The sequence below is a fragment of the uncultured Desulfobulbus sp. genome (assembly GCF_963662935.2).
In the GTDB taxonomy this organism is placed as follows: Bacteria; Desulfobacterota; Desulfobulbia; order Desulfobulbales; family Desulfobulbaceae; genus Desulfobulbus.
In genome coordinates, this window is the sequence record NZ_CAXXTL010000001.1 from 565,107 (window position 1) to 591,058 (window position 25,952).

Genomic DNA, 25,952 nt, shown 5'->3' on the forward strand with positions numbered 1-25,952 from the left:
CTGCCGAGTGGGCAAAGAGGGGATTAGATATGTTCACGGAATGCCAGGACATAACCGTTCATGCCACCAGTTTTGCTCATCAAGGGGGACCGGTATTTTATGCCTCCTTGCCCGGCGATGGCGAAACCGGCACCGGATGCGGGGCGAGCAGGGCTGTTGACCAGAAGCGCCTCGTCACCGCCCTGTGTAATCACGTGGGGGCGATGGACAATCCCCGCTGGCTCTATCGGCATCTATTCGACCGGGCAACGTCCCCCATTCAGGTGGCTCACGGTCCCCTGGGCAGTCCCCAACTTTGGCTGGGAGCAGTTCGAGGTCCCGCCGTCTCCTTCAGCGAGGGAGGCGGAAAGATCTGGGCCGCTCTTTGCGGGGATGGGTCCGATATCGGCATCGATGTGGCAGCGGACGGCGAATTCCAGGGCAACTACCCATTGCACCGGGTGTTTCACGACCAGGAGCTACACCATGCCGGGCGGTTGACAGGCGGAGATCTGGCCAAGGCAGCGGCCCTGCTCTGGTCGATCAAGGAAGCGGTGGTTAAGGCCCTGGGATGCGCGTTCCACCTTGTGGCGCCGCGACAGGTGCATGTCTTTCCCTCAAGAGGAGGAGGCTGGGGATATACGTTCCCGGTACGCTTGTTGGGAAAGGCCCTGATGCGGTACCCCCTGGGCGGCCACCGTTCCATATGGGTCCGTTCGTATCCCCTTGAGGGGATGTGGCTGTCCATCGCTCTAGTTCATGGGCAGTCGCAATAAAATGTTGGCGGGAATTCCCGGCTAACGCTCTCTAGAGGCAGAAGGTTGATGCATGATCAAAGAAGCTGAATTTGCCATCGAAGTTGAACTATTGACCAAGCGGTACGGCAAGTATCTGGCAGTGAATAACATTTCGTTCAAGGTCAGGAAGGGTGAGGTTTTCGCTCTCTTGGGCCCGAACGGAGCCGGCAAAACCACCACGGTCGAGATTATCGAAACCATCCGCAGGCCCACATCGGGACAAGTGCGCCTGCTCGGCATGGACGTCACCAGGAAAAAGCACGCCATCGTTTCCTGTATCGGGGTTCTTCCCCAGGGGTTCAGTTCTTTTGACCGGATAACGGTCCGGGAAACCATGCAGTACTACTCGCGGCTTTTCGGCAGCCGGCATGTTGATATCGACGGGTTGATAGCACTCGTCAACCTCACGGACAAGGCTAAGGAGCAATACGCGACCCTCTCCGGAGGTTTGAAGCAGCGCCTCGGCATCGCCATTGCGCTGGTGAATGACCCTGAGGTCGTGTTTCTCGATGAGCCGACCACCGGGCTCGATCCCCGAGCCCGGCGCGAGGTGTGGGACGTCATTCTGGGCCTAAAGAAGAAGGGGAAGACGGTCTTTCTCACGACCCACTACATGGAAGAGGCGGAGTTGCTTGCCGATACGGTCACTATCATCTCCAAGGGCGCAACCATCGCCATGGGCTCTCCCGATCAGCTCATCGAAAACAATGCCGATTACCTGGTGCTCACCCTCCAATCCGTTGAGGCGAGAGCCCTGGAGATTATTGCCCGGATGGGCTTTCGGCCAGACCAGAACACCAACGACCAGACCATCCTGGTGCGGGTGGCACACACCGATGACATCCGGAAAATACTCAACGCCATCCAAGATGGAGGGGCGTCTTTTCTCAGTATGGACGTGCGCAAACCCAACCTCGAACATGTTTTCTTGAAGCTCACCGGCGAGGCGCTCCATCAGGGCGCTGCCGGCGAGAAGGGGGCACCATGAATCTTCGCGTTGTCGGCGCCAATCTGGTGGTGAGTCTCAAGAGTTTTTACCGCGAGAAGACGGCCATGTTCTTCACAACCATGTTCCCGATTCTCCTGATCCTGGTGTTCGGCACCATCTTCATGGACGATGACAAGCTGCACTTCAACCTGTGCCTGCAGGACCTCGACCAAACCGAAATTTCGGCGGAGATCGCCAAGGCCCTCGCCGCTACCGGGAAGTTGAAGATAACCAGGGTCGACCCCGCCCTGGAAGCCGCTAAGTACGCTAAAGACAACCAGGCGAACCTGGTCCTCGTTATTCCCAAAGACTATGAACAATCCCTCGCGCGATATCTGCAATTGGGCGACCGGAACGCTTTCGTTACCCTCAGGTATGTGTATGACCCCAGCTCCAGCTCGGTGGTGGAAAAGATGCAGATCCTCAACGGGGTCTTCGCCGCGATGAACCAGGAGCTGTCCGCAAAGCCGCCGTTCATCCGGACAGCGGAAGTATCGATCCACACCCGGAAATACCGGTTTCTCGAGTTCTTCATCCCCGGCATCATCGCCATGGCGATCATGACCGAGAGCCTGTTCGGCACCGTGCATGTCAACACGGAGCTGCGGCAGAAAGGGATCATCCGAAAGCTGGCCACCACGCCCATCACCCGTGCCGACTGGATACTGTCAAATATCCTCCACCAGTGCATCCTGGCGGTCATATCCACCACCCTCATGCTGCTGGTCAGCTACGCGGTGTTCGGTGTTCAATTGAACATCAACGCCTGGCTGCCGCTTTTCATTGTGCTGGACGTTTTTTCGTTCGTCGGCATAGGGATGATCCTCACCCGCCTCGTCAAGGAGGCTCAGAGCGCCTCGGCAGCCGCCAATGCCATCATGTTCCCGATGATGTTCCTCTCGGGGAGCTTCTTCCCCCTGGAGATGATGCCGGACTTCCTGCAGTCGTTCGCCAAGACGCTGCCGCTGTACTATCTCAACGAAGGCCTGCGGGCATCCATGGTGTTGCACGACAGTGTGACCGCGCTGCATAACGCTGCGATCATTGGGGCGTTCGCGGCTGTGGTCTTCATTCTGGGTCTGACAGTTACCCAATGGGAGGAGGGGAAGTGAGAAGATGGCCCTGAGAGGAAGGGGAAGAACGAACAGTGGAGTTTCGCTCATGGGTTAGGGAAGCGGTTCCCGCATTGCCGAACCAGGCATTCGCCTAGCGCCTGTGGACCCAATCGCAGCGCAGGCAGGTTGGAAAGCCGCTGTAATCAAGTTTGCCAAAGTTTTTTCTGATCCCGGTCAGCACCGGCCCGTTCCAGATTTCTCGGATACTCTGGACGTTGACATCACCGACGTCCTGAACGCCATTGTAATCAACGCAACAGGTTACCGCACGGCCGTCCCAGAGCACCGACAGGGCTGACCAGGGATAAAAACAGACCGACACGATTTTTTCTCCCACCGGGTTGTACGACTTTCCGCCACCAAAGTTATCCAACGAGCTGATATTCAGGCAGTCGCTGGCAATCTTATCGGGCAAAGAGCGCCACAGCGATTGAAACTCGGCCGTCTTGGCCCCGTTGGTTTCCTGAGGCAGGTATTGCAGGATCAACTTCGGATTGCTCTTCTTCAGTTCTTTCCGTATCCGCATAAAATCTTTGATGTTTTGCAGCGCCACCTTGAAGTCCAGTTGTCGCATGGTGGCGTTATACGAGGCTTCGTCGGTGCCGTAAAAACTGATTTTCATCGCATCCAAACCGGCAAGAATGAGTGATCGTGCTGTCTCGGGGAACAGGAGCGAGGCATTAGTGACAATGTAGGTTTCTTGTATCCCGCAGGCCTTTGCGAGCTTGATTCGTTCAGGCAATAAGGGATCCAGAAGCGGTTCGCCAAACCCGTGCAAATGAACAACGGGTTTTCGGCGCGCGCCGGAGAGTTCGGTCATGATTTTTTCGAATAAGGCAAACTCCATGAAGCCGCGTTTGCGGGTAAGCGTGTCCCGGGGACACATAACACACTGTGCGTTACAGCAGTTGGTATTCTCGATCAGGAGTTGCGAGGGCCAGGGGAGGTGGAAGCGGTAGTAGGGATAATAAAGCAGAGGGGTTCTGGCCAAAGACAGCAGGAACCTTGCAATTTTGTCCCGTGCATTGAGAATCATAGTGCTTCCTTGCGCAATGGGGGTGTTGTCAACTCAAGCCCAAACGCCAGCCGTTTCAAAGCCAAAGGAAGAAGCGGGACGTTGTTGTTAGTCATTTTTTTTGGTGCAGGGCTTCCAGTTCCGGGGCAACGACATCCAGTGCTAAGCGGATCTGCTCGGGCGTATGGGTGCAATTGACAAAAAAGCGCAGACGGGCCGAGTTGTCAGGAACAGCCGGATAGACCATGGGCAGGGCATCGATCCCTTGCCGGAGGAGGGCTTGAGAAAGTCGTATCGCCTTGATGGAATCGCCGACGATCACGGGAATGACAGGGGAGCCGCTGCTGCAGGCACCGGTATTCAGGCCTCTTTCCCGGGCGAGCCTGAAAAAAAGGCCAGAGAGCTCGTGCAGACGTGCCACCCGTTGGGGTTCCTTCTTGAGCAGGCGAATGGCGGCCAACGCTGCTGCGACATTGGGCGGCGACATGCCCACGCTGTAGACAAAACCCGGCGCCGTGTATTTCAGGTATTCGATGAGGGCTCCGGACCCGGCAATGTATCCCCCGCAACTGGCAAAGGATTTGCTCAAGGTGCCCATCCACAGTTCCACCTCGGCAGGATTGATGCCAAAGTGCTCGCCGATACCCCGGCCATTTTTGCCCAAGATGCCGATGGAATGAGCCTCGTCGACCATGAGAAAGGCGCCGTGCCGCTTTTTGACCTTTATGAAGGCAGGCAGTTCCGGGATGTCGCCATCCATGCTGTAGACGCCTTCAATCACAACGAGGGCGCGGCGGAAATGGGGGCGCGACTCTTTGAGAATCTTGTCCAGAGCCCGCCAGTTATTATGCGGAAAAGAAAGATGCGTTGCCTGGGAGAGCTGGCATCCCTGGAGAACGCTGTTGTGGATCAGGGCATCATGCACGATGAGGTCGAGTTTGCCGAACAGATGGCCGATCGTGGTCACGTTGGTGGCATGCCCGCTCACAAAAACCAGGCTGTCTTCCGTTCCAATCAAACCGGCAATTTCTTTCTCAATTTCACGATGCAGTGGTCGTTGGCCTGAAGCAATACGGCTTGCCGAAACCGAGGTGCCGTAGCGGTCGATGGCTTCTTTGGCCGCTTGCGAGATGACCGGATCTCCGGACATCCCCAGGTAATTGTACCTGGAGAATGTGATGTTCTCTCGACATGTTGCATTGGTCCCCCTGGAATTTTCCCCCTCGTGTTCCCTGAAGTATGGGTTGTCGATACCTCGCGTTTTCATTCCCAGCAAGATCTGCTGCAGGTTCCGGTATTCGGGGAAATCCACAAACGGCAAACACTCAGGTTGCACATCACGAGCTTTTTTATGGGCGCAGATCCTTTCCACCGGCTCTCCGGACTGACGGCCGGAGGAAAGCACCTTTGCCAACGGTCCGTCTTTGGTCCAAAGCCCTCCTCCCGACGTCCCCAACCAGAGAACATGCGCCGCCAGATCGGCAATGCTCGCGCCCATAAAGAGCGCTTCGACCGGAATCTCGAATCCCAAGTCTTCCTCTATGGCCGTTTTCAATTCGACAGCCATCAAGGAATCGATACCCATTGTATTCAGAGGGTCGTGGACATCCACCTTGGAGAACGAAATTTTCAGAAGCACCGACACCATTTTTGCTATGGAAGACTGGGTGGCATAGATGTGCTCCGCCGCGTTTTCTGTCTCCAGGTTGTCAGCTTTTTCCCAGGCCTGGAAGGGTGACTCAGACTCAATTTTTCGCGAGTATCCCACGCACTCGGCAACAACATCCAAATTGCCCTGGATGAAATACTCCCGGCACAGTCGGCGTTTGACCTTGCCACTGGTCGTTTTGGGAAGACTGGAGGTCTTGATGAGCACGACGGCGTATGCCTGGATGCCATGCTCTCGGCTGATGCTTTGGCGAATGGCTCCGATGACGGTCTCTGCATCAAGTTTTCTGATGTATGATCGCTCAATTTCCTGCACCACCACCAGCTGTTCTTCATTTTCGACTTCTACCGCAAACGCCGCCCCGCAGCCGGCACGCAAAGCCTCATGGCTTCTCTCCGCGGTCCTCTCGATGTCTTGGGGGTAGTGATTGAGGCCCCGGATAATGATGAGATCCTTGAGGCGACCGGTAACAAAGAGCTGCCCGATATGGATAAAACCCAGGTCTCCCGTGCGCAGAAAGGAACCACCCCCCGTATCGGCAAACCGTGCCCAGAAGGTCTCTTCCGTTTCATCGGGCCGATTCCAATATCCTTGGGCAACGCTGGGCCCTGCGATCCATATTTCTCCGATCGTGTCGTTCTCGCATGGAACTTGCTGCTTCGGGTCGACGATAACAATCTCATGGTCCGCGGGTGTTCCCCCATTGCCGACCAGTTCGAAGTCGTGCTCTCTGTCTGCTGTCGCCAGAACAATGCGGCCGGCTTTCAACGCCTGTGCATCCGCACGCAGGAAAGTCGGTTCGGAGCTCTTGTTGCATCCGCAGGCAAGAAGGGTTGTTTCTGCAAGACCATAACAGGGGAGAAAGGCTTTTTTCCGAAACCCGCAGGGTGCGAATGCCTCGGTGAAGCGGCGGAGCGACTCCGCCCTGACCGGCTCGGCACCGTTGAAAGCGACCTCCCAACTCCTCAGGTCAAGACCTGATCTCTGTTCCGGCGTAATCTTGCGAACACAAAGATCGTAGGCAAAATTAGGCCCGCCACTGGTCGTAGCCTTATAGCGTGAGAGAGCCATAAGCCAGCGTAGCGGTTTTTGGATAAAATGAACCGGCGAGAGCAGGATTACCTCTGCACCTGCGAAAACGGGCTGGATAATTCCCCCTATCAATCCCATGTCGTGGTACGGGGGCAGCCAGATGACAGCGCGGATATTCGGTGAATTCCCAAAAACTGCGTGGATGACGGCTGAATTGTGGAGCAGGTTGCCATGGCTGACCATGACCCCCTTGGGATTTCCCGTGGAACCGGAAGTGTATTGGAGAACAGCGAGAGCGTCCGGACCTAGGGAAGGTTCTTGCCACCCCTTTGCCAGGTCGTCGGGAAGAGTGTCGGTTGCTATCCATTTGAGCGACATGAGTCCGGGCGTCTGCTCTATTTGGCCTTGGTACTCTGCCAGAGTAGCGGCCATGGAGAGCGCGACCGTGGCTCCTGCGTCAGATGCAACTGATCGAAGGTTTGCCAGGAATTGTTTGGAATGGGGAGGGTAGGCGGGCACGGCGACCATGCCCGCACAGAGGCAACCAAAGAAGGCTGCGGGAAATTCAATGCCCGGAGGGTAGAGCAAAAGGACTCGCTCTCCTGGAGAGATGCAAGATTGGAGATGTGCTGCAATAGCGAGTACCCTCCGTTCCAATGCACCATAGGTCAGTCTGGTCTCCTGTGATTCTCCATCATTGAGATAGGTGTAGACGGTTTTTTCCCGGTGTTCTTGGACCCTCTGGCGCAGCAGTTCAATCATGTTCGGCAGCCCAATGGGGAGAATCTTTGCGCTTGAACTGGACTGATGCGCATGACTTGTATAGTTTTTCGTGCTGATGTTCATTTCTTCCTTATAGATCAGAGCAACTTGTTGTCATCAAGCCGATCTGAGTCTTTCAATAGTCAACCGTAAAATGCGAAGAAACAAGAAATCATCACTGCATGCAGTTATTGCAACGTGTTGTGAGCTATCCTGCTGTATCGATCTCCCTGTCTCAGGTCTCTTCCACCGTGATGCAACTCACCGGGCACGAAGCAATGGCCTCTTCAATACATTCTTGATCGCCTCCTTCGGGGGTGCTGACATAGGCCTTATTCTGGACGGAGTCGAAAGTAAAAACATCCGGGCATAATTCAACACACGTTTCGCAACCGATACATTCTTCCTGATCTATCCGTACTTCGAGCATCACTCACCTCCTGAAAAGTGTTGAATTCCCCTTTGAGTGGGTCTTCTCGCTGGTTTTTTTGCCTGCGTGCTCCGTGGGCGCTTTGGAAGCGAGCTTCGGTCATATCGTCGGCTGTCTCTGCCATTCACCATGGGCACCGGCTATGGCGTTCCCTTCTCTCCATTCACAAGGCATTCCGATTTTACGCTCCCTTCCTCCTTCATCATCCACACCGTTTTTGCCGGCAAGAAGACTGGAGGCGCAGGACGGCTTTCCGTCAACACATCCCTGTACTTGGCGTTTAAGTGAGAGATACTGTGGCGAAGGTTGCTGATGTTTTGTGCGTCCTCTTCGGTTACCCAGCTCAGGTCACTGATCGAATAGAGTGTTTGTGCGATGTCATCCAAGGCGTACTTGGTGGCAATGCACCATTCGTCGGTGCAGATTTCTCTCTTCGCTTCTCCCTCTTTTAATTTTTCTTCCAGTGAAGAAATTGATTGTTCTAATTTTTTTAAAAGTTCACATTTTTCATTCACGAAGGACTCTATGAGAATAATATGTCTATTCATATTTGTCCTCCATGTGCAGTTTGCGCATCTGTTCACTCAACCCTGCAAGCAGATATGGTTTTGCAACTACGCCTTTAAATCCATAGTTTTTGAAATCAGTCATAACTGGGTCGTAACAGTAGCCGCTTGAAACGATCACCTTGGCTTGAGGATCACAACTGCAAGAAGCTTCTGTATCGCTTCCTTGCCCCCCATGCCGCCGGGCACATTCAAATCCATGATGACGGCGTCAAAGGGCTTGGCCGATTGGCTTGCAGCGATATATTTTGCTAGAGCTTCTTCATCGTTTTGCCCTTTCAACCTGGTACCCGAGGTTCTCCAGCATGGCTTCGACCACTTGAAGGGTCACCTCCTCGTCATCCATAACGAGTATTTCTTGCGCTGATCTCAGGTGTTTCAGCCCATCTCCAATGTTCACCTGGATTGTGACTATGCTGTTTTCCGCACTTCTTTCATAATCTGTCCAAGTTTCTCCGATGCAGCTCGAGTCAGAGACGGCGTGAAAAGCCCTTAGACCTTGAAAAAAGCGAGCAGGTCTTCATTGACCTGATCCTTGATAGTCGAGCACAGGCCGTGTGGGGCGCCGCGATAGATTTTCAGAGTGGCCTTCTTGATGATCATGGACGACAGCAGGGCTGAGGCCCCGATCGGGACGATTTGATCGTCGTCACCATGAAGGATCAAGGTCGGCACGTCCAACTTTTCTAAATCTTTGGTGAAATCGGTTTCGGAAAAGGCCTTGATGCAGTCGATGACACCCTTGAAACCAGCAGTCATCCCCTGGAGCCAGAACGAATCCCGAAGCCCTTGTGATACGTTCACGTTCGGCCTGTTGGCGCCGTAAAACGGCAGGGTGAGATCCTTGAAAAACTGCGAGCGATCGGCAAGGACATTGGCGCGGATCTCGTCGAACACATCAATCGGCAAGCCGCCGGGATTGGCGTCCGTTTTCAGCATCAGCGGGGTCACCGACCCGATCAGGACGACCTTGGCCACACGACTTGTACCGTAACGGCCGACTGAAGAGGTGCCGATTATTGAGACAGGTGTATAAGCAATGAACCAACCTATTTTGCAAGGAGAAGTTCAATGTCAAACCCACCTCATCGTCCACGTCACAGCGCAGAATTTAAGGCCACAGTAGCCCTGGCCGCACTGTCGGAGTCCAAGACTCTGGCTGAACTGGCTACTGAGTACCGGGTTCACCCGACCCAGATCACCCGCTGGAAGCAGGATCTGACCAAGAACGCTTCTGAGCTTTTTGGCAAGGGCAAGAAGAAAGAAGTCAACCATGAGGCCGAAGTGGCCGAGCTCCACCGTCAGATCGGCAAGCTCAAGGTTGAGAACGATTTTTTAGCCAATCTGCCCGGTCTGAACTTGGCCGGGCGCAGAAACAACAGGTGATCGCTATGGGACATCCTGAAGTTTCTGTTCAGCGTTGCTGCCAGCTTTTCGGACTGCCTCGTTCCAACTATTACCGCGGCCTTGGCTTCGGTCTACGTGTTGGTGATTTGGAACTGATGGCCCGGATAGACAAACTCTATATTGAGCACCCCTGGATGGGGAGCCGTTCCTTTGCTGATCACCTCACAACTCCCGAACTCGTGGTGGGAAGAGGTCGTGTCCGTCGCTTAATGCGGGTCATGGGCATCGAGTCTTTAGCTCCCAAGCCGGGCACCAGCAGGCGACAGCCGAAGCATCCGGTCTATCCCTATCTGCTCCGGGGAGTGACCATTGACAGGCCCGATCAGGTGTGGGCGACTGACATCACCTACATCCCTATGGCTCGGGGTTTCATGTACCTGATCGCGATCATGGATTGGGCCACCAGAAAGGTTCTCGCCTGGCGACTATCCAACACTCTGGACACCAGATTTTGCGTTGAGGCTTTGAAAGAGGCTCTCTTTAAATATGGCGCTCCTGAGATATTCAATACTGATCAGGGGTGCCAATTCACCAGCGAAGCGTTCACCTCAGTCCTCAAGGCCTGGAACGTCAAAATCAGCATGGACGGCAAAGGACGATTCAAGGACAATATCTTTATCGAGCGACTTTGGCGCACCCTGAAATACGAAAGGATCTACCTGAAGTCATACGAAACGGGAACTGAGCTTGTCAAGGATCTGACTTCCTGGTTCGGCTGGTATAATGAGAAAAGAAAACATTCGTCACTTGACAAGCAGACTCCAAATGAGGCTTATTCAAAACGAATCGAACAATTGAGCAAGGCAGCCTGAGGCCTGTAACTGTATAATAAAAGCAACATTGCTTATTTCACACCTCAGGATGTCTCACAAACCCCGACCACCTCATCAGGGAACGCGGACAGCAGCCTGTTGGCAAAAGCCTCGCCGTTGTCGAGCAATCCTTCAAAGGCCAGAGCCTGTGAAATGGGACCGTCGTAAAAGAACAGGCTCATGGACCGGCCTGATGGGAGCGAGACCCTATAAGCCATGCCGGGGTCGATTTTTCCCCCACGCACATCGTGCCATTCTTTTCCTTCAAGGGGGCGAACCTGCTGCGCCTGACTGGGAGAAAGGATCGCAAAGGCAATTTCGTACTGGGCCAGAACGTCCAGGGAGGCGAGATCAACTGCTGTCTCCGGGAGCCACAACCCTTCGGGCTTCCGTCCAAAGCGGTATTCGAAATCCTTCATTCCCCAGATAATTTGGGTTTGCTTGTCACGGGTGTTTGCCAGCGGCAGGATCATATGATTGTAGGCTTGGGCCAATGCCGATCCGTGACCTGAGAATTTTTCCATGCTCTGCCTGTCAGCCTCACGAATGGCCTCGTAAACGTCGATGGCAAACTTCTCCATCCAGAGCAAAACCGTAGGGCCGAAATTGAAGCTTATACTGGCGTAATTGTTGACCAGTTGGGCGATTCGTCCTTTGGTGTCCCAGATTCTTGACACAGCGTTGGCAGCGTAGCATTCGGCCGTAATTCGCTCGTTCCAGTCGTGGTATGGAAACGCTGAATCTTGGATTTCAATGGCCTCCAACCAGGGGCTTTCCCGGGGTGGTTGATAGAAATGTCCGTGAATACAAACAAATCGGTTATTCATGTCGACTCCATTTTACGAATGCTCAAAAGGATGTCACTCTGTTCATTTCGAACAATTCGGAATTGAAGAAAGTTCCACCGGATACAACAGACTTGGCCCAATCCCCAACACTTGGGGACTGGCAAGCCGGAATGACTAAAAGATGTGAGTGTTCATGTGCATGAATTATTAGCCTTTTCATGCCGAAATCTCTCTTCCCTCCATTGAATTTATGGTAGTGCCTTTCATTTTCCAATACGAATAGCTGAAATGTCTCCGATAAGTCCGAACACACTTAAGAGCCAGATAATCACTGCAATAATAACAACAGCATTGAGAATCTTTTTAATAGTGGACTGCATCGGAATGTAGCTGTTGATTACCCAGAGGATCACTCCAACAACGACCAAAATAATGACTAATTGTATTAACGGCATAGCATGTCTCCTTGTTAGTTGAGTTTTGAGCCTTGGTTAAGGGCCCAAGCGGGTACAATCCAAATTACTTCTCACCATGTGCTTGCTTTCTTTTCGTGTAGCGTTAGAGAGTTGAGGCCCAGGGATTCACTGCAGGGCCGCTCCGATCCGAGCTTGGAGAGCTACTTGATGACTATGTTCTGATGTCTTAATAAGGAGATACTCCTTCTTCTCGAGATCGAAGAGTTGTTTTCTGCACGCAATTGTCAAATTATACCAATCGTTTATTCTCATGTTGAAACGGTTTGCTTCAGGGTAGTGCAACGTATTCATAAAGGATTGGATCGCGAAATAGTATCGGGCGGCACTCCGTTCGATCGCGCCGCGCGGTCCACCAATATAAACGGGATCGCCATCAGTGTTGATTCCGGTCACTGTGAATCCGACCTTGTCCCGCCCAAAGGTTGCAAAATAGAATTTTGCCACGAGGCGAAGCGCCTTACTATCGCTGAATGCATAACGGACATGGACAAAAGTCCTTCCCCCGTCGAGGGGCAAAGCCTCGAATCTCATACTGTGGTTCTTGGTTCCGTAAGGGCCTTGATCAGCAAAAATGACGACATCCAGATATCCCTGCTGCCGCTCAACCTCCCGGTAATGCCAGATGATTTGGTGCGTATCTTCCAGTGGTTGATTGTCTTTTCGACCGAGGTAAAAGGTGAGCAGCCATTTCCCGGCTCGTTCCTTGTAGGTGCATGCTTTGACGTTGGGGTGAAGGGAGGCGATGTCACACCAGTTTTCGGGTACATCAAGCACCTTGGCAACGATGTCGAAGGGGTAATCGAAGATTCCATAGACATCCACCTGCATCCTGTTGTCTTGTTCAACCGACTCGAGGTAAAGAGGACGACCGAAGTTGCTGGTCTCCAATTTGGTCACATTTCTGTAATAGGTGTCGAGCAAGATGATTTCACTTTGACCAGGACTCTCGGCCGCAAGAGCGAAACCAGCAAGGTACAGAATCGCCACGGCAACCGGAAATAGGAGTAATTTTAGGGGAATCTTGATCGTCTTCATCCGACTTTCTTTAAATATTTATAATAATAACAATGCAATGCGAGAGAATTTACATCCATTGTTCAAATAAATGTGCAAACGATTCTTTGACCCTTTGCGATAAAGGTCTTCTCTCCCATTTGTCCCGCAGAATCTGGTCGGATTCCGCGAGATCCTCGGCAAAGAGCTTTTCCATCTCGACGGCAAACTCGCGACTGAGGACTAGAGCGTTGACTTCGTCATCGCTTAAAAGGCTCCAGTAGTCGAGGTTGGTGGAACCAACGGTCGACCAAACCCCGTCAATGACTGCTGTTTTCGCATGAAGTATGGCGTTACGACGTTCATATATCTTCACCCCAGCCTGCAACAGCGCGGAATAATTATACCGGGCGGCGTTTATAGCCATGGAGGAATCGGTGGTTGAAGGGAGGATGATCTTGACGTCAACACCGCGCCTGGCTGCGTCAGTGAAAGCGTCCAGTATCTGGTCGTCGGGGATAAAATAGGCATTGGTCAGGTGGATCGAATGTTCTGCAAACGTTATGGCAGAGACATAAACGACAAACGTTATTCTGTTGTCTTGGCCCGGTGTGCTGCCGACGATCCGCACCAGGGCACTCCCCGCTTCCTTCAGGTCAGGGAAATAATTGCGTGCAGAAGTCTCTGGGCCGTTCTGCTTCTGCCAGGTATCAAGAAACAATTTTTGGCATTCAGCCACTGCCGGGCCTTCAATTTGGACATCGGTGTCGCGCCAGGGCAGCAACGATCCTTTGACTCTGCTGCCGGAAAGACTGCTTGAATACACCGAACTGATGTTGATTCCTCCGGCAATGGCGACTTTGCCATCGATAATCAGCATTTTGCGGTGGTCCGGGTTCTTTATAAGCCAGTGACCATGGGTCTTCATCGGATTGATTGGGTTGAATTCGACAACTTGAATGCCCTCGCTCCGCAAGCGCTGAAAAAAGGCGGTTGGGGTATTTAAGCTGCCGACGCTGTCATAGATAAGACGTACCTGGACGCCTTCTGCCTGTTTTTGCAGCAACAGATCGGCGAAGGTGCGGCCCACTGCATCGTCTTCAATGATATAGGTTTCAAGATTGATATGATCTTTGGCCCGCTGAATGGCTTGCAACATTGCAGCATAGGCCGCCTGGCCATTGGCGAGCAAAGTGACTTTGTTCCCTTTGGTCAGTGGACTTTCGGTAACCGATTCCACTACGGCAGCATGGCGTTCCAGGATGTCCGTAGGATTGACCGACTTCTTCAGCCGTTCCATGATAGTTTTGCTATTTTGAGGAGAGAGTATCCCTTTGGCTGTTGCGATTTGTGGAGATTGCCGGGTCGTTGGCGCCTCATCAATAACTTTGGAAACATTCGGCAAGGTCGCACAGCCACTATCGAGGCTCACGACGCCAATTAACAAAAGAATCAGGAAGTATGCATTGATGGTTTTCATGCCTTGATGATGCCTCTGCGGCCATTGGAATGCCGATACCTATCTCTTGTGCCTCTGCGAAAAGTCAAAAAATGCTCATCTCGGCAGGCGTGAGAGAACTCTTGCAAAGAGGAATCGTCTAAAAATATATTCTTTTTGTCGACTGCTTTGGTTCCCCTTCCGTTAACCCTGGAGGCCGCCAGCGGCGATTGATTCAGGTGGTGAAGGCTTGGCGCTCAGCTTGTATCCGGTCCACTGTTCCTGGAATGACATGGGTAAGTAACAGGGCTTGTGGGTTTTATCTGGTGAGATTCGATTCATCTCGAATTCAAGAGAGAGGTTTGTTTGCCGGTTGCCGATGGTTACGGAGGCGACCGGCTGTTTGCTGGCAGCGAGGATCCAGAGTAGGCCCTCTCCGCTTGGGCATGAAGCCGAAGGCGGCGAACTGTGCGAGACGTAGCTTGACCTGTTCGTGATGGCCTGCAACTCCTTGGCAGAGAGTTTGGTATACCGGTCACTGCACAGGATCACGGCCCCGTATCGTTCCTTGAGCATTGGATGAGAGAAAAGGGCACGCAATTGCAGCAGTTGCGATTGTTTTGATCCGCAAAGTTGCAGATTGAGGACCAATATTGAGGCACCTTTTTGGCGGACAAGTGCGAACTGGACGATTTCCTTCACTCCTTCCGACTCTCCGGCTCTCTGAAAACTACCGCTGTTAAGTGTCCATATCCCGGCTCCGGTCAGGATGGCAAGGCCACCGGCATCATACGCTTTTTGATTCTTTTCGTTTTGCCGAGAGTGGCTTGCAGCGTAACAGCTGCAGCTCATCGATAACGATTTCGAAATGATTTGGGCTTCGTCCGCACCGTTGTCCATTGCGCGCCGGATGTTTTGACAACACAGGATATCGATTTCAGCCAAGCGTAATTGTTCGATGCGTTCTTGCCGATGAGCGCTTGAAGTACCTTGTTCATTGCTGTTGTTCAGTGTTGCAACTCTGATCATAATTTCTCGGTCTCCAAGAACGATGCGGTTTTTTCAGAGTGATGTCCATTACTCCCCAAAGATGACATCCTGCAGGGAATGCCCTGCAGGATACCGGCTTCGGTATTGTCCCGATTAATATTTGGTTTCAGTGGTTGTTGAGGTGCGGGTCCGTTTCTCTTGCATGCCAGGTTGTTCGGTTGTCGTTGTGGTGGTTTTCCGAACCACTACCTTGTCAGCGATCATGCGATCGCCTTCGCGGGTGTAGTATACCGTCACAGGCAGGCCGGATTTAACCGTTTCCACCGAGACGGGCGCACCGGTTTCGTCAACATAGGTTGTTCTTTTGGTGGAGCTGTAGTTCATCGGAGACGAACTGGTTTCTGTGCGAACCACTATGGTGTCGGGACTCATCTCGCTGATTGTGCCAGCGGTTTCCGTCGACTTGATCGTGTCGACGGTGGTCATGGTTTGCTGTTGGGCAAAGACCCCGCATGGCAAAACCAAAATGGTTAATGCAATGATGTATGATTTCAACGTGTTCATGATATTCTCCATTGTAAAAAATGTATGGTGCCCGCTGGAAGGCCTTTATGCTCTCTGCACCATCCCCAGCCTCCCTCCATGCTCCTGAGCTTGGCCCTTCGCCGTTTATCGACTTTCAGTTGTCGTGGTGGTGGTTTTCTTCTCTTGCATCACCGGATTTTCAATAGTCGTGCTCGTGCTGGTGCTCGATCTTCTCTCAATGACTTCTCCTGATTTTTGGTCTTTGGAAGAACAGCCCACCATGGTGGCGAACAGGACAAAAATAACGAGATACAACGGGGCAAAGAAATTTTTCTTGTTCATAACGGGTATCCTCTTTAGATGATTGTGGTGAAAAGCAATTCTCTCTACGAGAACCTTCTTGTCCATCACCTTTTACATTTCAATATTTACGCCAAGATGAGATCGATCAACCTCTTGTCTGCATCGATGTGATTTTTAAAGAAATTATGATCTGGATAAACATTCAGCAACTGGCATTAATAGCCGTGGGGAAAAGGTCATATATAACCTGTGGTCATATGTGACCTTTTTAATCTTGTTGAGATGCTTGTTGAAAAGGAAAGGAATGAGGTTTTTGATTCCTGCAGCGCAAAGAGGCGGCGGCCTGCAGATTGCGATAGAGCAGGGCAGGGTGAATGATGAGACAGCGCCGCCTATCCAGAGCCTTTCTCAAACTTCTCATCTCCGGCATGGGGGGAGGCGGCAGTTTCAGCACGCTGAACGCAGGCTCTTTTCAATGGAGAGATAGCCGAGTACGCTTTAATTTCACGTGATATCAACATGTTGTTGTTTATGTTTTCCGTTTGGAATTGGGAAGAGAAGGCTCTTTCCTGGCCATCAGCACCCGGTTGAGTGCACGATAAAAGAGTTTTGTTCTGCAGAAGGCCTTGCACAAAATAATTTTTTTTATCCTGCTGGCCGCGTGCGTGGGGGGGGTGAAATTGACCTCAGGAACACCTGGTTGCCCCTCAAATTTTCGCAAAATTAGGATGTTCGATCAAGTTTTCACCTCTTGCGAATTTTTCACCCAATTCCTAAATTATTTCAAATAATTCATCTCATACTCCTTGTTTGAAGCGTTTTTTTTCGCTTGATAAAGAAGAACCATTTTCTCATGGGCATCCAAGAAAACAAGGCTGCACTTGAAGGCGAATCTGCAAAATAGAGATGTTTCGATGCAACGATTATGTTGCGTTGTTACAGTCTTTTCCGACGATGTTTCATTCGGCGTTTCTATTGAAACCGCAGTATGTGTTCTATAATAAAGATAAAATTCGATTTGAAAAAACAATCGGTTAATCGGGCCCAGAGCTTGCTATAACCTAACTGAATGGTCGGCACTCTGTCGTTCCGTGCGTAATAGATTGCTCATGACGTCCCCCCTATTGGTCTATGAGGCCGATCAGGCGCATGCAAATGTAACAACCGAACTGGTGAAAGAAAAAGACCGGTCGAGTGAAGGAGTTTTGGCATGACCAGTGAAGACAATCAACCAGAAGCGGCTTTGCCCCGCCATCGGAAAGGCAGGGTTCCGGGCCAATCAAGATGTGCCGATTATGTTCCAGGCTGCATATTGAAGAAAGAGACACAAAATGGCGATTTTTCAGGCAGTCTCGCCGAGGTCAGGTTTAAAAAACAACCACACAGGCAACATGTGAACATTTTAAACTTTTCTGAGAAGGGTGAACATCAGATGATAGACGGTAAATCGAGGAGACCCGTCTTTGTTGAAGTTTTTTTCAACATCCTTGGTTCGATTCGCCAACCGCTCCTGGTGCTTGATTACGACTTGAATGTTGTCAAAGCCAATCGTCACTATTACCTGAAGTTTGTTAGTGAACCCACTGAGACCGAGGGGAAATCACTTTTTGAACTTGGGAGTCAATCATGGAATATCCCCAAATTGAAAGAATCGCTTGAGGCTGTCCTTCTTGACAATGCGGTGATGAATGACTTTGTCGTCGAGCAGGACTTTGAATGTATCGGCCGAAGAATTATGCACCTCAATGCCAGCCGGGTTTTATATCGAAAATCGGCCGTCTCTCAACTCATCCTTTTGTCTATTGAGGATGTCACTGACAACGAATTGCATAAAAGAAATCTTGAAGAACTCGTTCAACAACGAACAGTGGATTGTGTTTCCGCACAGGAAGAGGCGGATAAAAGACGACAAGCCGCTGAAGACGCCCTTGCAGAGATACAATCTCTCAAAGAACAGTTGGAAGCGGAACGGGCCTATCTCCAGGAAGAGATTAAACTCGAAAACAACCATGAGAGAATTGTCGGCCAAAGCGATGGCCTTAAATATGTGCTCTATAAGGTCGAGCAAATAGCCAGCAGCGATACCACGGTCCTCATCTTGGGCGAAACGGGAACCGGCAAGGAGTTGGTTGCCCGGGCCATTCACGACTTGAGCCTGCGTAAAAACAAGGCGCTGGTCAAGGTGAATTGCGCCGCATTGCCGGCAAACCTCATTGAGAGTGAATTGTTCGGTCATGAGAAAGGGGCCTTCACGGGTTCCCATGCCAAACACATCGGTCGTTTCGAGGTTGCAAACGGCGGCACCTTTTTTCTCGATGAAATCGGAGAGTTGCCCCTCGAACTCCAGGGGAAACTGCTCAGAGTGCTCCAGGATGGCGAATTTGAACGCTTGGGCAGCACCCATACTATCAAAGTTGACACCCGAATTATTGCCGCGACAAACCGCAACTTGGAAGAGGAAGTGCGTAAGGGTCGTTTTCGGGAAGATCTCTGGTACCGGTTGAATATTTTCCCGATCACCATGCCGCCGCTTCGGGATCGCCAGGACGACATCCCGCTTTTGGTGGAGTTTTACGTGGGAAAGATTGCCAAGCGGATGGGGAAAACCATTGAAGTCATTCCGACGGGGGTCATGGATGCTTTGCAACACTATCATTGGCCTGGAAATATTCGGGAGCTAGAAAACGTCCTCGAACGTGCGGTGATCAACTCATCGGGTCCTAAACTGCGCCTGGCTGATGAACTCAAAAAACCATCTAAGGAGTTATGTACAATTTCCAAAACCTTGGCTGCGGTTGAGCGGGATTACATTCTGCAAGTGCTGGAGCAGACCAGGTGGAAAATAAGCGGAAAAAGCAGTGCCGCTGAAATCCTCGGCCTTGACCGTAGCACCCTACGTGCCCGAATGAGCAAACTCAATATCCAGAAATTTTAATTTCATCTCTTGATCAACCTTGATGAACTCGTAAAAAAGGAAAACACTCGGTTGTGTCATTTCGAGCGTAGAGAGAAATCTCTAGAATTATTATGAGATTTCTCCTCGCTGTGCTCGTCGAAATTGACAGAATTCGACTTTTTGCGAAACCATCAACCTTTGTGACTTTCGAAAACTTGCATAGGGCAAGATTTCGATATTCAACCAACCTGGAGGATTAAAATGAAACGATTAATGGTCCTGCTGTACATGGTCGGGGTAGTTCTCTTTGCTACGCAGGCTTATTCCGCGGATAAAGAGGCTATCAGTAAAAATGTGGATGCAGTTGTTGCTGCCATTAATGGTGGCAAGGGCGCAGCAAGCTTTGCCCCTGATGCGTACACACCCTATGCTTTCATCATGGAAGCGGAAGGAAAACTCATAGTGCATCCAACTTTGGCCGGGAAGGATCTGAAAGTCGAAGGTATGCCCATCTATGAGGCAGTAAAGGCTGCAACTCCTCAAGGAGGATGGGTTAAGTACGAATGAAAGGACAAAGAGAAAAACACCTACATTAAGAGGACGAGCAACAATCTTATTGTAGGGAGCGGATATTAAACGGTAAAAAATAGAATTGTTTTGCTTGTGGTGATTCCTTAGGGAATCCCTATTTTTTTGGGCCCTATGCCGCCCCGGCTCAATGCTCCTGCAGCACTTCCCGTATTTTGATCGCCAGATCTTTTGTTGCGAAGGGTTTTTGAATGAAGTTTACGCCCGCCTTCAGGACACCCCGGTGGGCGATTACTTCGGCGGTGTAGCCGGACATGAACAAAATCTTCATGCCGGGATAGAGAGTTTGCAGCCATTCTGCCAGGTCCCGGCCATTCATTTCGGGCATGACCACATCGGTGAGTAGAAGGTGTATCTCACTTTCATGTTCCTTGGCGAGTTCGATAGCCGCGCCCGGTGTCCCCGCAGCTAACACCTGGTACCCTAATTTCCGCAGCATTGTTTGTGCCATCATCAAGAGCGCCGGTTCGTCTTCCACCACCAGTACAGTTTCTCCCTGGCCCAAGGGAATGTCCAAGGCCTTGCTCTGCCAGGTAATGACAGCGTTATCCAGATGCTGGGGCAGGTAGATTTTAATGGTCGTTCCTTTCCCTGGTTCGCTGTAGACGTTGATAAATCCATTGTTTTGTTTAACTATGCCATACACCGTGGAAAGCCCCAGACCGGTCCCTTGGCCCTCTCCCTTGGTGGTGAAAAAGGGGTCAAAAATGTGATCCAGGACCTCCTTGTTCATGCCGCAACCATCGTCACTGACGGCCAGCAGCGCATACGCCCCTTCGACAAACCCAAAATGATCAGCGCAGTAGGCCGCATCAAAAACAGCGTTCCTGGTTTCGATAGTGATCTTGCCAATCCCTGTAACGGCGTCCCTGGCGTTGACACAGAGATTGGCCAGGATCTGATCGACCTGCGTGGGATCCATCTTGATCGAGCCCAGGTTTGCTTTGGGAAGCCAGGCCAGATCAATATCCTCGCCAATAAGACGGCGGAGCATGTCGAGCATGCTCTCCACGGTCTTGTTCAGGTCAAGCACCACAGGGACAATCGTCTGTTTGCGAGCAAAAGCCAATAATTGGCGGGTGATAGCCGCGGAACGTTTCGCCGCCGTGATGATGATCTCAAGGTCGGTATGCAGAGGCTCACCCGGAGCCACCTTTTCCAGGGCCAGTTCCGCGTATCCGAGGATGACGCTGAGCATATTGTTGTAATCGTGAGCCACGCCCCCCGCCAGCAAACCCACCGCCTCCATTTTCTGGGCTTGTTGAAACTGGGCCGCCAGCCTAAGTTGCTCGGTGATGTCCCGTTTGACAGCCACATAGTTGACAATGTGTCCCGAAGCGTCGAGCACTGGCGAGATCGTCGTCTCTTCGCTGTAGAGATTGCCGTCCTTGCGTTTGTTGACCAGGCGGCCAGCCCAGGTTCGACCGCTGGAGATGGTTTCCCAGAGCTCGTGATAAAAAAGTTCGTCATGTTTGCCACTCTTGAGGATGCGCGGGTTTCGACCGAGGATCTCATTGTGGCTGTAGCCGGTCATCTGCTCGAAAGCCGGATTGACGAACTCGATGTTTCCCTTGACATCGGTCACGACAATACCCTCGCCGGCCTGCTTGATGGCAGCCTGTAAACGCTTGCGCTCGGCATCGGCCCTTTTGCGAGCGGTGATGTCGCGGATGTTGCACTGAATCACCTTGCCGTGGTCCACGAGGTAGACGTTGCTGACGAACTCCACGGCAATAGGGAGCCCCGCACGGGTTTCCAGCGGCAAATCTTCGTAGCGGATGTATTCGTTCTCCTGGAGCGTTTTGAATGCCTCCTGGGATGCGGCAATGTCCTTGAACACGCCGAGTTCCCAGATAAATTGGCCGCACAACTCGTCATACGAAAAACCAAGTAACTGCACCAGGAAAGGATTGACATCAACCACCTTACCCGTTTCGGCATCAAGAATCAAAATACCGTCCCGGGCCGATTCGAAGAGCCGCCGGTAACGCTTCTCGGAATCTTGCAGCGTCTGTCTGATTGCCTCCTCTTGGTGCAGTTTTTTTTCCAGCAGGGCTATTTGCCGATGGAGGTCAGTGTCGGGGGAGGCGAGTTGGTTGGCAATAGGTGTGTCTGTCATAGTTTCTAACCCTCGTTTCCTTGCCCAACGGCGAAGGAGCGTGGCTGCTCAGCTAAGGAAGATGCCGCAATGCGCGGCCTCTGGTTCATTGATGCATTGGTTCGACTTCTCGTGCCTGCCGGGAAGGTTCATACCCGCGAAAATGGCCGGAATATTCCAAGGAGTGCGGAGCAAATAGGGTTAACCCCAACATTCATGTCAAAAGTGCAAACTCACATTGTTTTTTTTCGATAAAAACCTGTAATTAAAAGGTTACATTTCATTGGCACTACTTTTTTCTGCCGGCCCGGCCTTGGTATCGTCAAAGCAAAATCCAATATTCGTCCAACCAAGGATTAAATTCATTAATTAGACGGTCAGCGAGAGTCGAGTCACGTGCCCACGACACACGGTTGCAAGCAGGAATCGGCAGGGGGGCGTCGGTCGGCCTTTGGAAGATAAATATTTTGTACGTCGTCAGGACAAAAAGGGATTTTACGGCGAGGATATTTTTAGGTTAGTTTTTGATAGAGTTAAACCCAGCCCATGTTCGTCCTAGGTCGCCGACAACTTCGATTCTAAAAGTTCTCGTTATTTTGACTTATATTTTTAGAAAATGCTGCTCGGATAGCATAAACAGAAAATGTTGATAACAGCATGATTTACTTGGCCCGAATAAACTCAACCGCAAAGGTTTTCTGAATGGCCGCCTGGAAATAGTTCCCATTTAGGTTGTCTGTATTGGGATCGTAATTCAGCGTATAAGTTGATCCTGGATAGTTGACGTCACGCAATTCCACAAATAGGGTGAGAGCTCCTTCCTTGCGCATTACTTCCGCCCTGGAGACATTTATTGGCCGGGGATTGAAGTAGGTTGCAGTCAGGCTTCCGTCCGCCTTGGTATCTTTCAGTTGCAGGATGTATCCGCCATCAGTCCGAACCCAGCTTCCCTCGATCTGCTTGCTGTCCACGGCTCCAAGATTTTGTCCAGGCTCGGCCCAGGCTATTCCGATCGTCGTCGCTGCACTGATCAGACAAAAAACAACGACCGACAGTCCCCCCAAAAGGTCTTCTCAAATTGATTCCATTGACGATAGCCTGCGAAGGCCTGCCGGTTTACCTGTGCCAAAACTGTTCCTCATTCTGTTGATTGAGATGGAGACCTGCAACTTTGCGCCGCCTTTTTTAGAATCGATAGCTGTAATTGACCGAGATAAAATACATTTGTGGGTTGTCGTAACTTCCGGCCAGCACTTCCGGGTTGACTGCCTTACCATCCTCCATCAATAAGTATTCAAAAGCTACACCCAGGGAAGAGCGTTCGCTGAGTTGCCGCTGCACGCCGGTGCCGAATCGCCAGGCAGCGCCAGAAGGTAAGACAAACGAGATGTTGTCTTGATCGTCGTACATGCTGGTATCGTAGGCAACGCCGAAATTCAGTCGGGTATCGGCTGTCAGTTGATATTGGACACCTAAGGCACCATGCCAGGTGTCCTGAAGATCCAGCCTGGATGTTTGGGTAACTGGACCGACGGTGATTTCCATCTCGCTGAGTGTGCTCCAGTCCTGCCACCCCAGTTCGCCCAGGAGTGACCAATGGTCGTTGAGGACCTGCACCGCACTGAACATGATCTGTTGCGGTGCATCCAACATGGCGTTAATCGGGAGTGACCACGCTCTGCCAGTTGGCAAAGTGCCGTTTGCATCAACATCAAAGTTGTAATCCACCTTGCTGGTATAGGTCAGGCCAAGGCGGGTTCGCGCCGACGGCTCAAACAAAACGCCGACTTTTACATTGGGGGCGATATCAGTATCGTCTAATTCGACTTCGTCACCGCCGAAAACCGCCAGTTTATCTCGGGTGAGTGAGAAGATACCATAATTGATTCCCAATCCTGCGCCGATCGACCATTTATTGCTCATCCGATAGGCCAGGGAAGGTTGGAGGGTGAGACCCATCAAGGTGGCGTCCTTCACCAAATTGTGCCCCGACCAATTGTCATCAAAACTCATGCTCAGGCCGAAATTGCCATACAGGGCCATGCCGAGTTTCAGGTCATCGCTGACACTATGGCTGTAAAACAGGCTGCTCCCTGGCAGCCAGCCGACGATATTACCCGGTCCATTCAGGTTGGAGTCGTTCAATTCATATTCCAAATCCCCATATAAGAGTTGTGCCCCGATTACCATCTGATTGCCTTGCAGACGGGTCATGCCGGCAGGATTGCTGGCAATGGTCGACGCATCCTGGGCACGGGCAGCACTGCCGGCATTGGCGAGGCCGAGATCCTCGGTGCCCAACTCATACAGATACAGACCGCCTGCATTTGCTTGACCTGCAAGGGCTAATAGAACCAAAGCTATTAGCGGCCGAACCATTTTTGTATTTATCATATTTTTCCTCAGTGCGTCTGCGCGGAAGATCCCTACCGTAGTGGTTGAAGATTTCACTCTTATGACCTTGCAGTGATAATCATTGTGGGACCGGGCCGCACCCGATTGGTTGGGTGTGGCCCGGTGGTTCAATTCAGCGTTCCTGCAAGATCAAGGCTACTCCTTGCCAGTGCCTTCCTGTAATTTCAGCAGTACCTGTTCGAGGCCGAAGGTGCCAACCTTTTGCCGGGGCGGGAATGCCACGTAGGAGGATAGATGCTGACCCACGTAGTTCGCAGCAGGCAGGAGTGCGTAGGCATGTTCGACACGCCATTTGCCATAACCGATGGACTCGTGGTCGGCACGTTCAAACGGATCGGCGCGCAGGTCGAAGAGCTTCGGCATGCGCAGGGTCACCATGGGCTCTTGCCACACATCAAAGCCATGGGCGCGTTGCTCCTGGAAGACGATCTTCCAACGATCATAGCGGAGGCCCACGAGATCACCCCCGTCGTTCCAATAGAAGAACTCATGACGCGGCCATGCATCTTTCCCCTGCAGCGCAGGCATCAGGTTGTAACCGTCGAGATGCACCTTGTAGGTCTGGTCGCCTGCGGTGTAGCCGGTCAGCAACTTCTCCTTGATGTCAGGCTCGCCAGCGGCTGCCATCAAAGTGGGCACCATGTCCTCCAACGAGGTTATGTCGTTGATTTGCGTACCGGGTTTGATGACTCCGGGCCAGCGGACGAGCGCCGGCATACGATAGCCGCCCTCCCAGTTGGAGTTTTTCTCGTTACGAAATGTGGTAGTGCCGCCGTCGGGCCAGGAAAAGACTTCGGCCCCGTTGTCGGAGGTGTAAATGACGATGGTGTTCTCGTCGAGGCCCAATTCCTTGAGCTTGTTCAGTACCTGCCCGACCATGCCGTCATGTTCAGTCATTGCATCCGCCGCAATACCTAGGCCGGTCTTGCCCTCCGAGCCCGCTTTTAAATGCGTCCAAATGTGCATGCGGGTGGTGTTATACCAGCAGAGGAAGGGTTTGTCGGCTTTCTTGGCGCGCGTCAGGAAATCGAGCGTTTTGGCGGTGACCTCCTCGTCGATAGTCTCCATGCGCTTCTTGGTGAGCGGGCCAGTATCCTTGACGGTCTGCTTGCCAATGCGACCATTGCGCCCATCCACGGTGGGATCATCCTTGATCGACGCGAAACTTTCGATGACACCGCGCGGGCCGAACTTCGCTTTGAACTGGGCGTCCTTCGGATAGTCAGCATTCTCCGGCTCTTCTTCGGCGTTCAGGTGGTAGAGATTGCCGAAAAATTCATCGAATCCGTGCACCGTGGGCAGGAACTCGTTCAGGTCGCCGAGGTGGTTCTTGCCGAACTGGCCGGTCATGTAGCCTAGGGGCTTGAGTAACTCAGCCAAGGTCGGGTCCTTCGGGGACAGACCTTCTTTCCCACCGGGCATGCCAATTTTCAACAGACCGGTGCGGAAACCGCTCTGGCCGGTGATAAATGCCGCGCGGCCAGCGGTGCAACTCTGCTGACCATAGAAGTCGGTGAACAACGCACCTTCCTTGGCAAGGCTGTCAATGTTGGGCGTCCGGTAGCCCATCATGCCCTGGTTGTAGGCGCTGACATTCCACACGCCGATATCGTCCCCCATAATGACAACGATATTGGGTTTCTTGAATTCGGCAGGAGCCGCCGCCTCTGCCCATGACGGCAAGGCGCTGGCGGCAAGGGCCACACCACCAGCGATACACAGCCCGGTTACCAGGCTTTTCGAGGTACTCTTGCCTCTAAAGATATTCCATCTCGAGGGCTTCTGATTTGTGTTCATGCTTCCTCCTTCTGTCTTTTGGGGTTGTCTTGCCTTCATCGCAATTCGTGCTTTACTGTTGATGCTTTCCTGG

21 protein-coding genes and 2 pseudogenes are annotated in these 25,952 nt (G+C 52.0%); 6 read left to right on the top strand and 17 right to left on the bottom strand.

The features are described from left to right. The first annotated feature begins 29 nt into the window (after positions 1 to 29). From ACHZCX_RS02420 to ACHZCX_RS02430, 3 genes are read left to right on the top strand one after another with little or no spacing between them, the layout of a single operon-like run. Positions 30 to 755: a 4'-phosphopantetheinyl transferase superfamily protein gene (locus ACHZCX_RS02420; protein ID WP_319585643.1), complete on the top strand. Its 726-nt coding sequence runs from the start codon at positions 30 to 32 to the stop codon at positions 753 to 755. 52 nt (positions 756 to 807) lie between these two features. Further along, on the top strand, positions 808 to 1,764 hold the full coding sequence (locus ACHZCX_RS02425) for an ABC transporter ATP-binding protein (RefSeq protein WP_319585644.1): 957 nt from the start codon (positions 808 to 810) through the stop codon (positions 1,762 to 1,764). After that, positions 1,761 to 2,876: an ABC transporter permease gene (locus tag ACHZCX_RS02430; RefSeq protein ID WP_319585645.1), complete on the top strand. Its 1,116-nt coding sequence runs from the start codon at positions 1,761 to 1,763 to the stop codon at positions 2,874 to 2,876. Before ACHZCX_RS02425 ends, ACHZCX_RS02430 begins: the two co-directional genes overlap by 4 nt. Before the next feature lie 94 nt (positions 2,877 to 2,970). Here ACHZCX_RS02430 and ACHZCX_RS02435 read toward each other — a convergent pair whose 3' ends face one another. The 6 genes and pseudogenes from ACHZCX_RS02435 to ACHZCX_RS02460 all read right to left on the bottom strand — a co-directional run. Next, entirely contained in the window at positions 2,971 to 3,915 is a 945-nt protein-coding gene (locus ACHZCX_RS02435; RefSeq protein WP_319585646.1) for an SPASM domain-containing protein, read from the bottom strand. A 91-nt stretch (positions 3,916 to 4,006) separates the two neighbouring features. Beyond that, positions 4,007 to 7,441, bottom strand: a complete 3,435-nt coding sequence (locus tag ACHZCX_RS02440; protein WP_319585647.1) for an aminotransferase class I/II-fold pyridoxal phosphate-dependent enzyme — start codon at positions 7,439 to 7,441, stop codon at positions 4,007 to 4,009. Between the two features lie 151 nt (positions 7,442 to 7,592). Beyond that, on the bottom strand, positions 7,593 to 7,787 hold the full coding sequence (locus ACHZCX_RS02445) for a ferredoxin (protein WP_319585648.1): 195 nt from the start codon (positions 7,785 to 7,787) through the stop codon (positions 7,593 to 7,595). 140 nt (positions 7,788 to 7,927) lie between these two features. Beyond that, the gene (locus ACHZCX_RS02450) at positions 7,928 to 8,335 is read right to left on the bottom strand and encodes a hypothetical protein (RefSeq protein ID WP_319585649.1); all 408 of its coding nucleotides are present in this window, start codon (positions 8,333 to 8,335) and stop codon (positions 7,928 to 7,930) included. A gap of 135 nt (positions 8,336 to 8,470) precedes the next feature. After that, a complete protein-coding gene (locus ACHZCX_RS02455) occupies positions 8,471 to 8,635 on the bottom strand; it encodes a hypothetical protein (protein ID WP_319585650.1) in 165 nt (54 codons plus the stop codon). A gap of 210 nt (positions 8,636 to 8,845) precedes the next feature. Beyond that, positions 8,846 to 9,355: pseudogene (locus tag ACHZCX_RS02460) on the bottom strand (alpha/beta fold hydrolase); the annotation flags it as partial. 69 nt (positions 9,356 to 9,424) lie between these two features. Here ACHZCX_RS02460 and ACHZCX_RS02465 point away from each other — a divergent pair. Beyond that, positions 9,425 to 10,572 (top strand): IS3 family transposase gene (locus ACHZCX_RS02465; protein WP_319585211.1). Its coding sequence is split into 2 segments (ribosomal slippage): positions 9,425 to 9,683 and positions 9,683 to 10,572, totalling 1,149 coding nucleotides; the frame shifts between segments, so codons are not numbered across the junction. A 71-nt stretch (positions 10,573 to 10,643) separates the two neighbouring features. On the opposite strand, the pseudogene ACHZCX_RS02470 reads toward ACHZCX_RS02465, so the two are convergent. From ACHZCX_RS02470 to ACHZCX_RS02500, 7 genes and pseudogenes are all read right to left on the bottom strand, one after another. Then, positions 10,644 to 11,399 (bottom strand): annotated as a pseudogene (locus ACHZCX_RS02470) (glycoside hydrolase); the annotation flags it as partial. 224 nt (positions 11,400 to 11,623) lie between these two features. Further along, the gene (locus ACHZCX_RS02475; RefSeq protein ID WP_319585653.1) at positions 11,624 to 11,815 is read right to left on the bottom strand and encodes a Thivi_2564 family membrane protein; all 192 of its coding nucleotides are present in this window, start codon (positions 11,813 to 11,815) and stop codon (positions 11,624 to 11,626) included. A gap of 126 nt (positions 11,816 to 11,941) precedes the next feature. Continuing rightward, positions 11,942 to 12,871: a hypothetical protein gene (locus ACHZCX_RS02480; RefSeq protein WP_319585654.1), complete on the bottom strand. Its 930-nt coding sequence runs from the start codon at positions 12,869 to 12,871 to the stop codon at positions 11,942 to 11,944. A gap of 49 nt (positions 12,872 to 12,920) precedes the next feature. Then, positions 12,921 to 14,309, bottom strand: a complete 1,389-nt coding sequence (cls, locus tag ACHZCX_RS02485; RefSeq protein WP_319585655.1) for a cardiolipin synthase — start codon at positions 14,307 to 14,309, stop codon at positions 12,921 to 12,923. A gap of 162 nt (positions 14,310 to 14,471) precedes the next feature. Continuing rightward, a complete protein-coding gene (locus ACHZCX_RS02490) occupies positions 14,472 to 15,296 on the bottom strand; it encodes a hypothetical protein (protein WP_319585656.1) in 825 nt (274 codons plus the stop codon). Positions 15,297 to 15,410: 114 nt separating this feature from the next. Then, the gene (locus ACHZCX_RS02495; RefSeq protein WP_319585657.1) at positions 15,411 to 15,821 is read right to left on the bottom strand and encodes a hypothetical protein; all 411 of its coding nucleotides are present in this window, start codon (positions 15,819 to 15,821) and stop codon (positions 15,411 to 15,413) included. Between the two features lie 105 nt (positions 15,822 to 15,926). Continuing rightward, positions 15,927 to 16,124, bottom strand: coding sequence for a hypothetical protein (locus tag ACHZCX_RS02500; protein ID WP_319585658.1), 198 nt, complete (start codon positions 16,122 to 16,124; stop codon positions 15,927 to 15,929). Between the two features lie 1,393 nt (positions 16,125 to 17,517). Between ACHZCX_RS02500 and ACHZCX_RS02505 the strand changes: the two genes are divergently transcribed. Together ACHZCX_RS02505 and ACHZCX_RS02510 are read left to right on the top strand one after the other, a co-directional pair. After that, positions 17,518 to 19,020: a sigma 54-interacting transcriptional regulator gene (locus tag ACHZCX_RS02505; protein ID WP_319585659.1), complete on the top strand. Its 1,503-nt coding sequence runs from the start codon at positions 17,518 to 17,520 to the stop codon at positions 19,018 to 19,020. A 222-nt stretch (positions 19,021 to 19,242) separates the two neighbouring features. Continuing rightward, positions 19,243 to 19,548: a hypothetical protein gene (locus tag ACHZCX_RS02510; RefSeq protein WP_319585660.1), complete on the top strand. Its 306-nt coding sequence runs from the start codon at positions 19,243 to 19,245 to the stop codon at positions 19,546 to 19,548. 148 nt (positions 19,549 to 19,696) lie between these two features. Here the strand turns inward: ACHZCX_RS02510 and ACHZCX_RS02515 are convergent, their stop codons facing one another. The 4 genes from ACHZCX_RS02515 to ACHZCX_RS02530 all read right to left on the bottom strand — a co-directional run bounded on the left by ACHZCX_RS02515 (position 19,697) and on the right by ACHZCX_RS02530 (position 25,879). Continuing rightward, positions 19,697 to 21,688 (bottom strand): PAS domain S-box protein, encoded by a 1,992-nt coding sequence (locus tag ACHZCX_RS02515; RefSeq protein ID WP_319585661.1) that lies wholly within the window; start codon positions 21,686 to 21,688, stop codon positions 19,697 to 19,699. A gap of 641 nt (positions 21,689 to 22,329) precedes the next feature. Continuing rightward, on the bottom strand, positions 22,330 to 22,638 hold the full coding sequence (locus tag ACHZCX_RS02520; protein WP_319585662.1) for a hypothetical protein: 309 nt from the start codon (positions 22,636 to 22,638) through the stop codon (positions 22,330 to 22,332). A gap of 214 nt (positions 22,639 to 22,852) precedes the next feature. Then, positions 22,853 to 24,061: an outer membrane protein transport protein gene (locus ACHZCX_RS02525; protein ID WP_319585663.1), complete on the bottom strand. Its 1,209-nt coding sequence runs from the start codon at positions 24,059 to 24,061 to the stop codon at positions 22,853 to 22,855. Positions 24,062 to 24,217: 156 nt separating this feature from the next. Then, the gene (locus tag ACHZCX_RS02530; protein WP_319585664.1) at positions 24,218 to 25,879 is read right to left on the bottom strand and encodes an arylsulfatase; all 1,662 of its coding nucleotides are present in this window, start codon (positions 25,877 to 25,879) and stop codon (positions 24,218 to 24,220) included. Between the last annotated feature and the right edge of the window lie 73 nt (positions 25,880 to 25,952).

Coding starts and splice junctions, on each gene's coding strand:
- ACHZCX_RS02420 (WP_319585643.1), top strand. CDS start 30: ATGTTCACGGAATGCCAGGACATAACCGTTCATGCCACCAGTTTTGCT.
- ACHZCX_RS02425 (WP_319585644.1), top strand. CDS start 808: ATGATCAAAGAAGCTGAATTTGCCATCGAAGTTGAACTATTGACCAAG.
- ACHZCX_RS02430 (WP_319585645.1), top strand. CDS start 1,761: ATGAATCTTCGCGTTGTCGGCGCCAATCTGGTGGTGAGTCTCAAGAGT.
- ACHZCX_RS02435 (WP_319585646.1), bottom strand. CDS start 3,915: ATGATTCTCAATGCACGGGACAAAATTGCAAGGTTCCTGCTGTCTTTG.
- ACHZCX_RS02440 (WP_319585647.1), bottom strand. CDS start 7,441: ATGAACATCAGCACGAAAAACTATACAAGTCATGCGCATCAGTCCAGT.
- ACHZCX_RS02445 (WP_319585648.1), bottom strand. CDS start 7,787: ATGCTCGAAGTACGGATAGATCAGGAAGAATGTATCGGTTGCGAAACG.
- ACHZCX_RS02450 (WP_319585649.1), bottom strand. CDS start 8,335: ATGAATAGACATATTATTCTCATAGAGTCCTTCGTGAATGAAAAATGT.
- ACHZCX_RS02475 (WP_319585653.1), bottom strand. CDS start 11,815: ATGCCGTTAATACAATTAGTCATTATTTTGGTCGTTGTTGGAGTGATC.
- ACHZCX_RS02480 (WP_319585654.1), bottom strand. CDS start 12,871: ATGAAGACGATCAAGATTCCCCTAAAATTACTCCTATTTCCGGTTGCC.
- cls (WP_319585655.1), bottom strand. CDS start 14,309: ATGAAAACCATCAATGCATACTTCCTGATTCTTTTGTTAATTGGCGTC.
- ACHZCX_RS02490 (WP_319585656.1), bottom strand. CDS start 15,296: ATGATCAGAGTTGCAACACTGAACAACAGCAATGAACAAGGTACTTCA.
- ACHZCX_RS02495 (WP_319585657.1), bottom strand. CDS start 15,821: ATGAACACGTTGAAATCATACATCATTGCATTAACCATTTTGGTTTTG.
- ACHZCX_RS02500 (WP_319585658.1), bottom strand. CDS start 16,124: ATGAACAAGAAAAATTTCTTTGCCCCGTTGTATCTCGTTATTTTTGTC.
- ACHZCX_RS02505 (WP_319585659.1), top strand. CDS start 17,518: ATGATAGACGGTAAATCGAGGAGACCCGTCTTTGTTGAAGTTTTTTTC.
- ACHZCX_RS02510 (WP_319585660.1), top strand. CDS start 19,243: ATGAAACGATTAATGGTCCTGCTGTACATGGTCGGGGTAGTTCTCTTT.
- ACHZCX_RS02515 (WP_319585661.1), bottom strand. CDS start 21,688: ATGACAGACACACCTATTGCCAACCAACTCGCCTCCCCCGACACTGAC.
- ACHZCX_RS02525 (WP_319585663.1), bottom strand. CDS start 24,061: ATGATAAATACAAAAATGGTTCGGCCGCTAATAGCTTTGGTTCTATTA.
- ACHZCX_RS02530 (WP_319585664.1), bottom strand. CDS start 25,879: ATGAACACAAATCAGAAGCCCTCGAGATGGAATATCTTTAGAGGCAAG.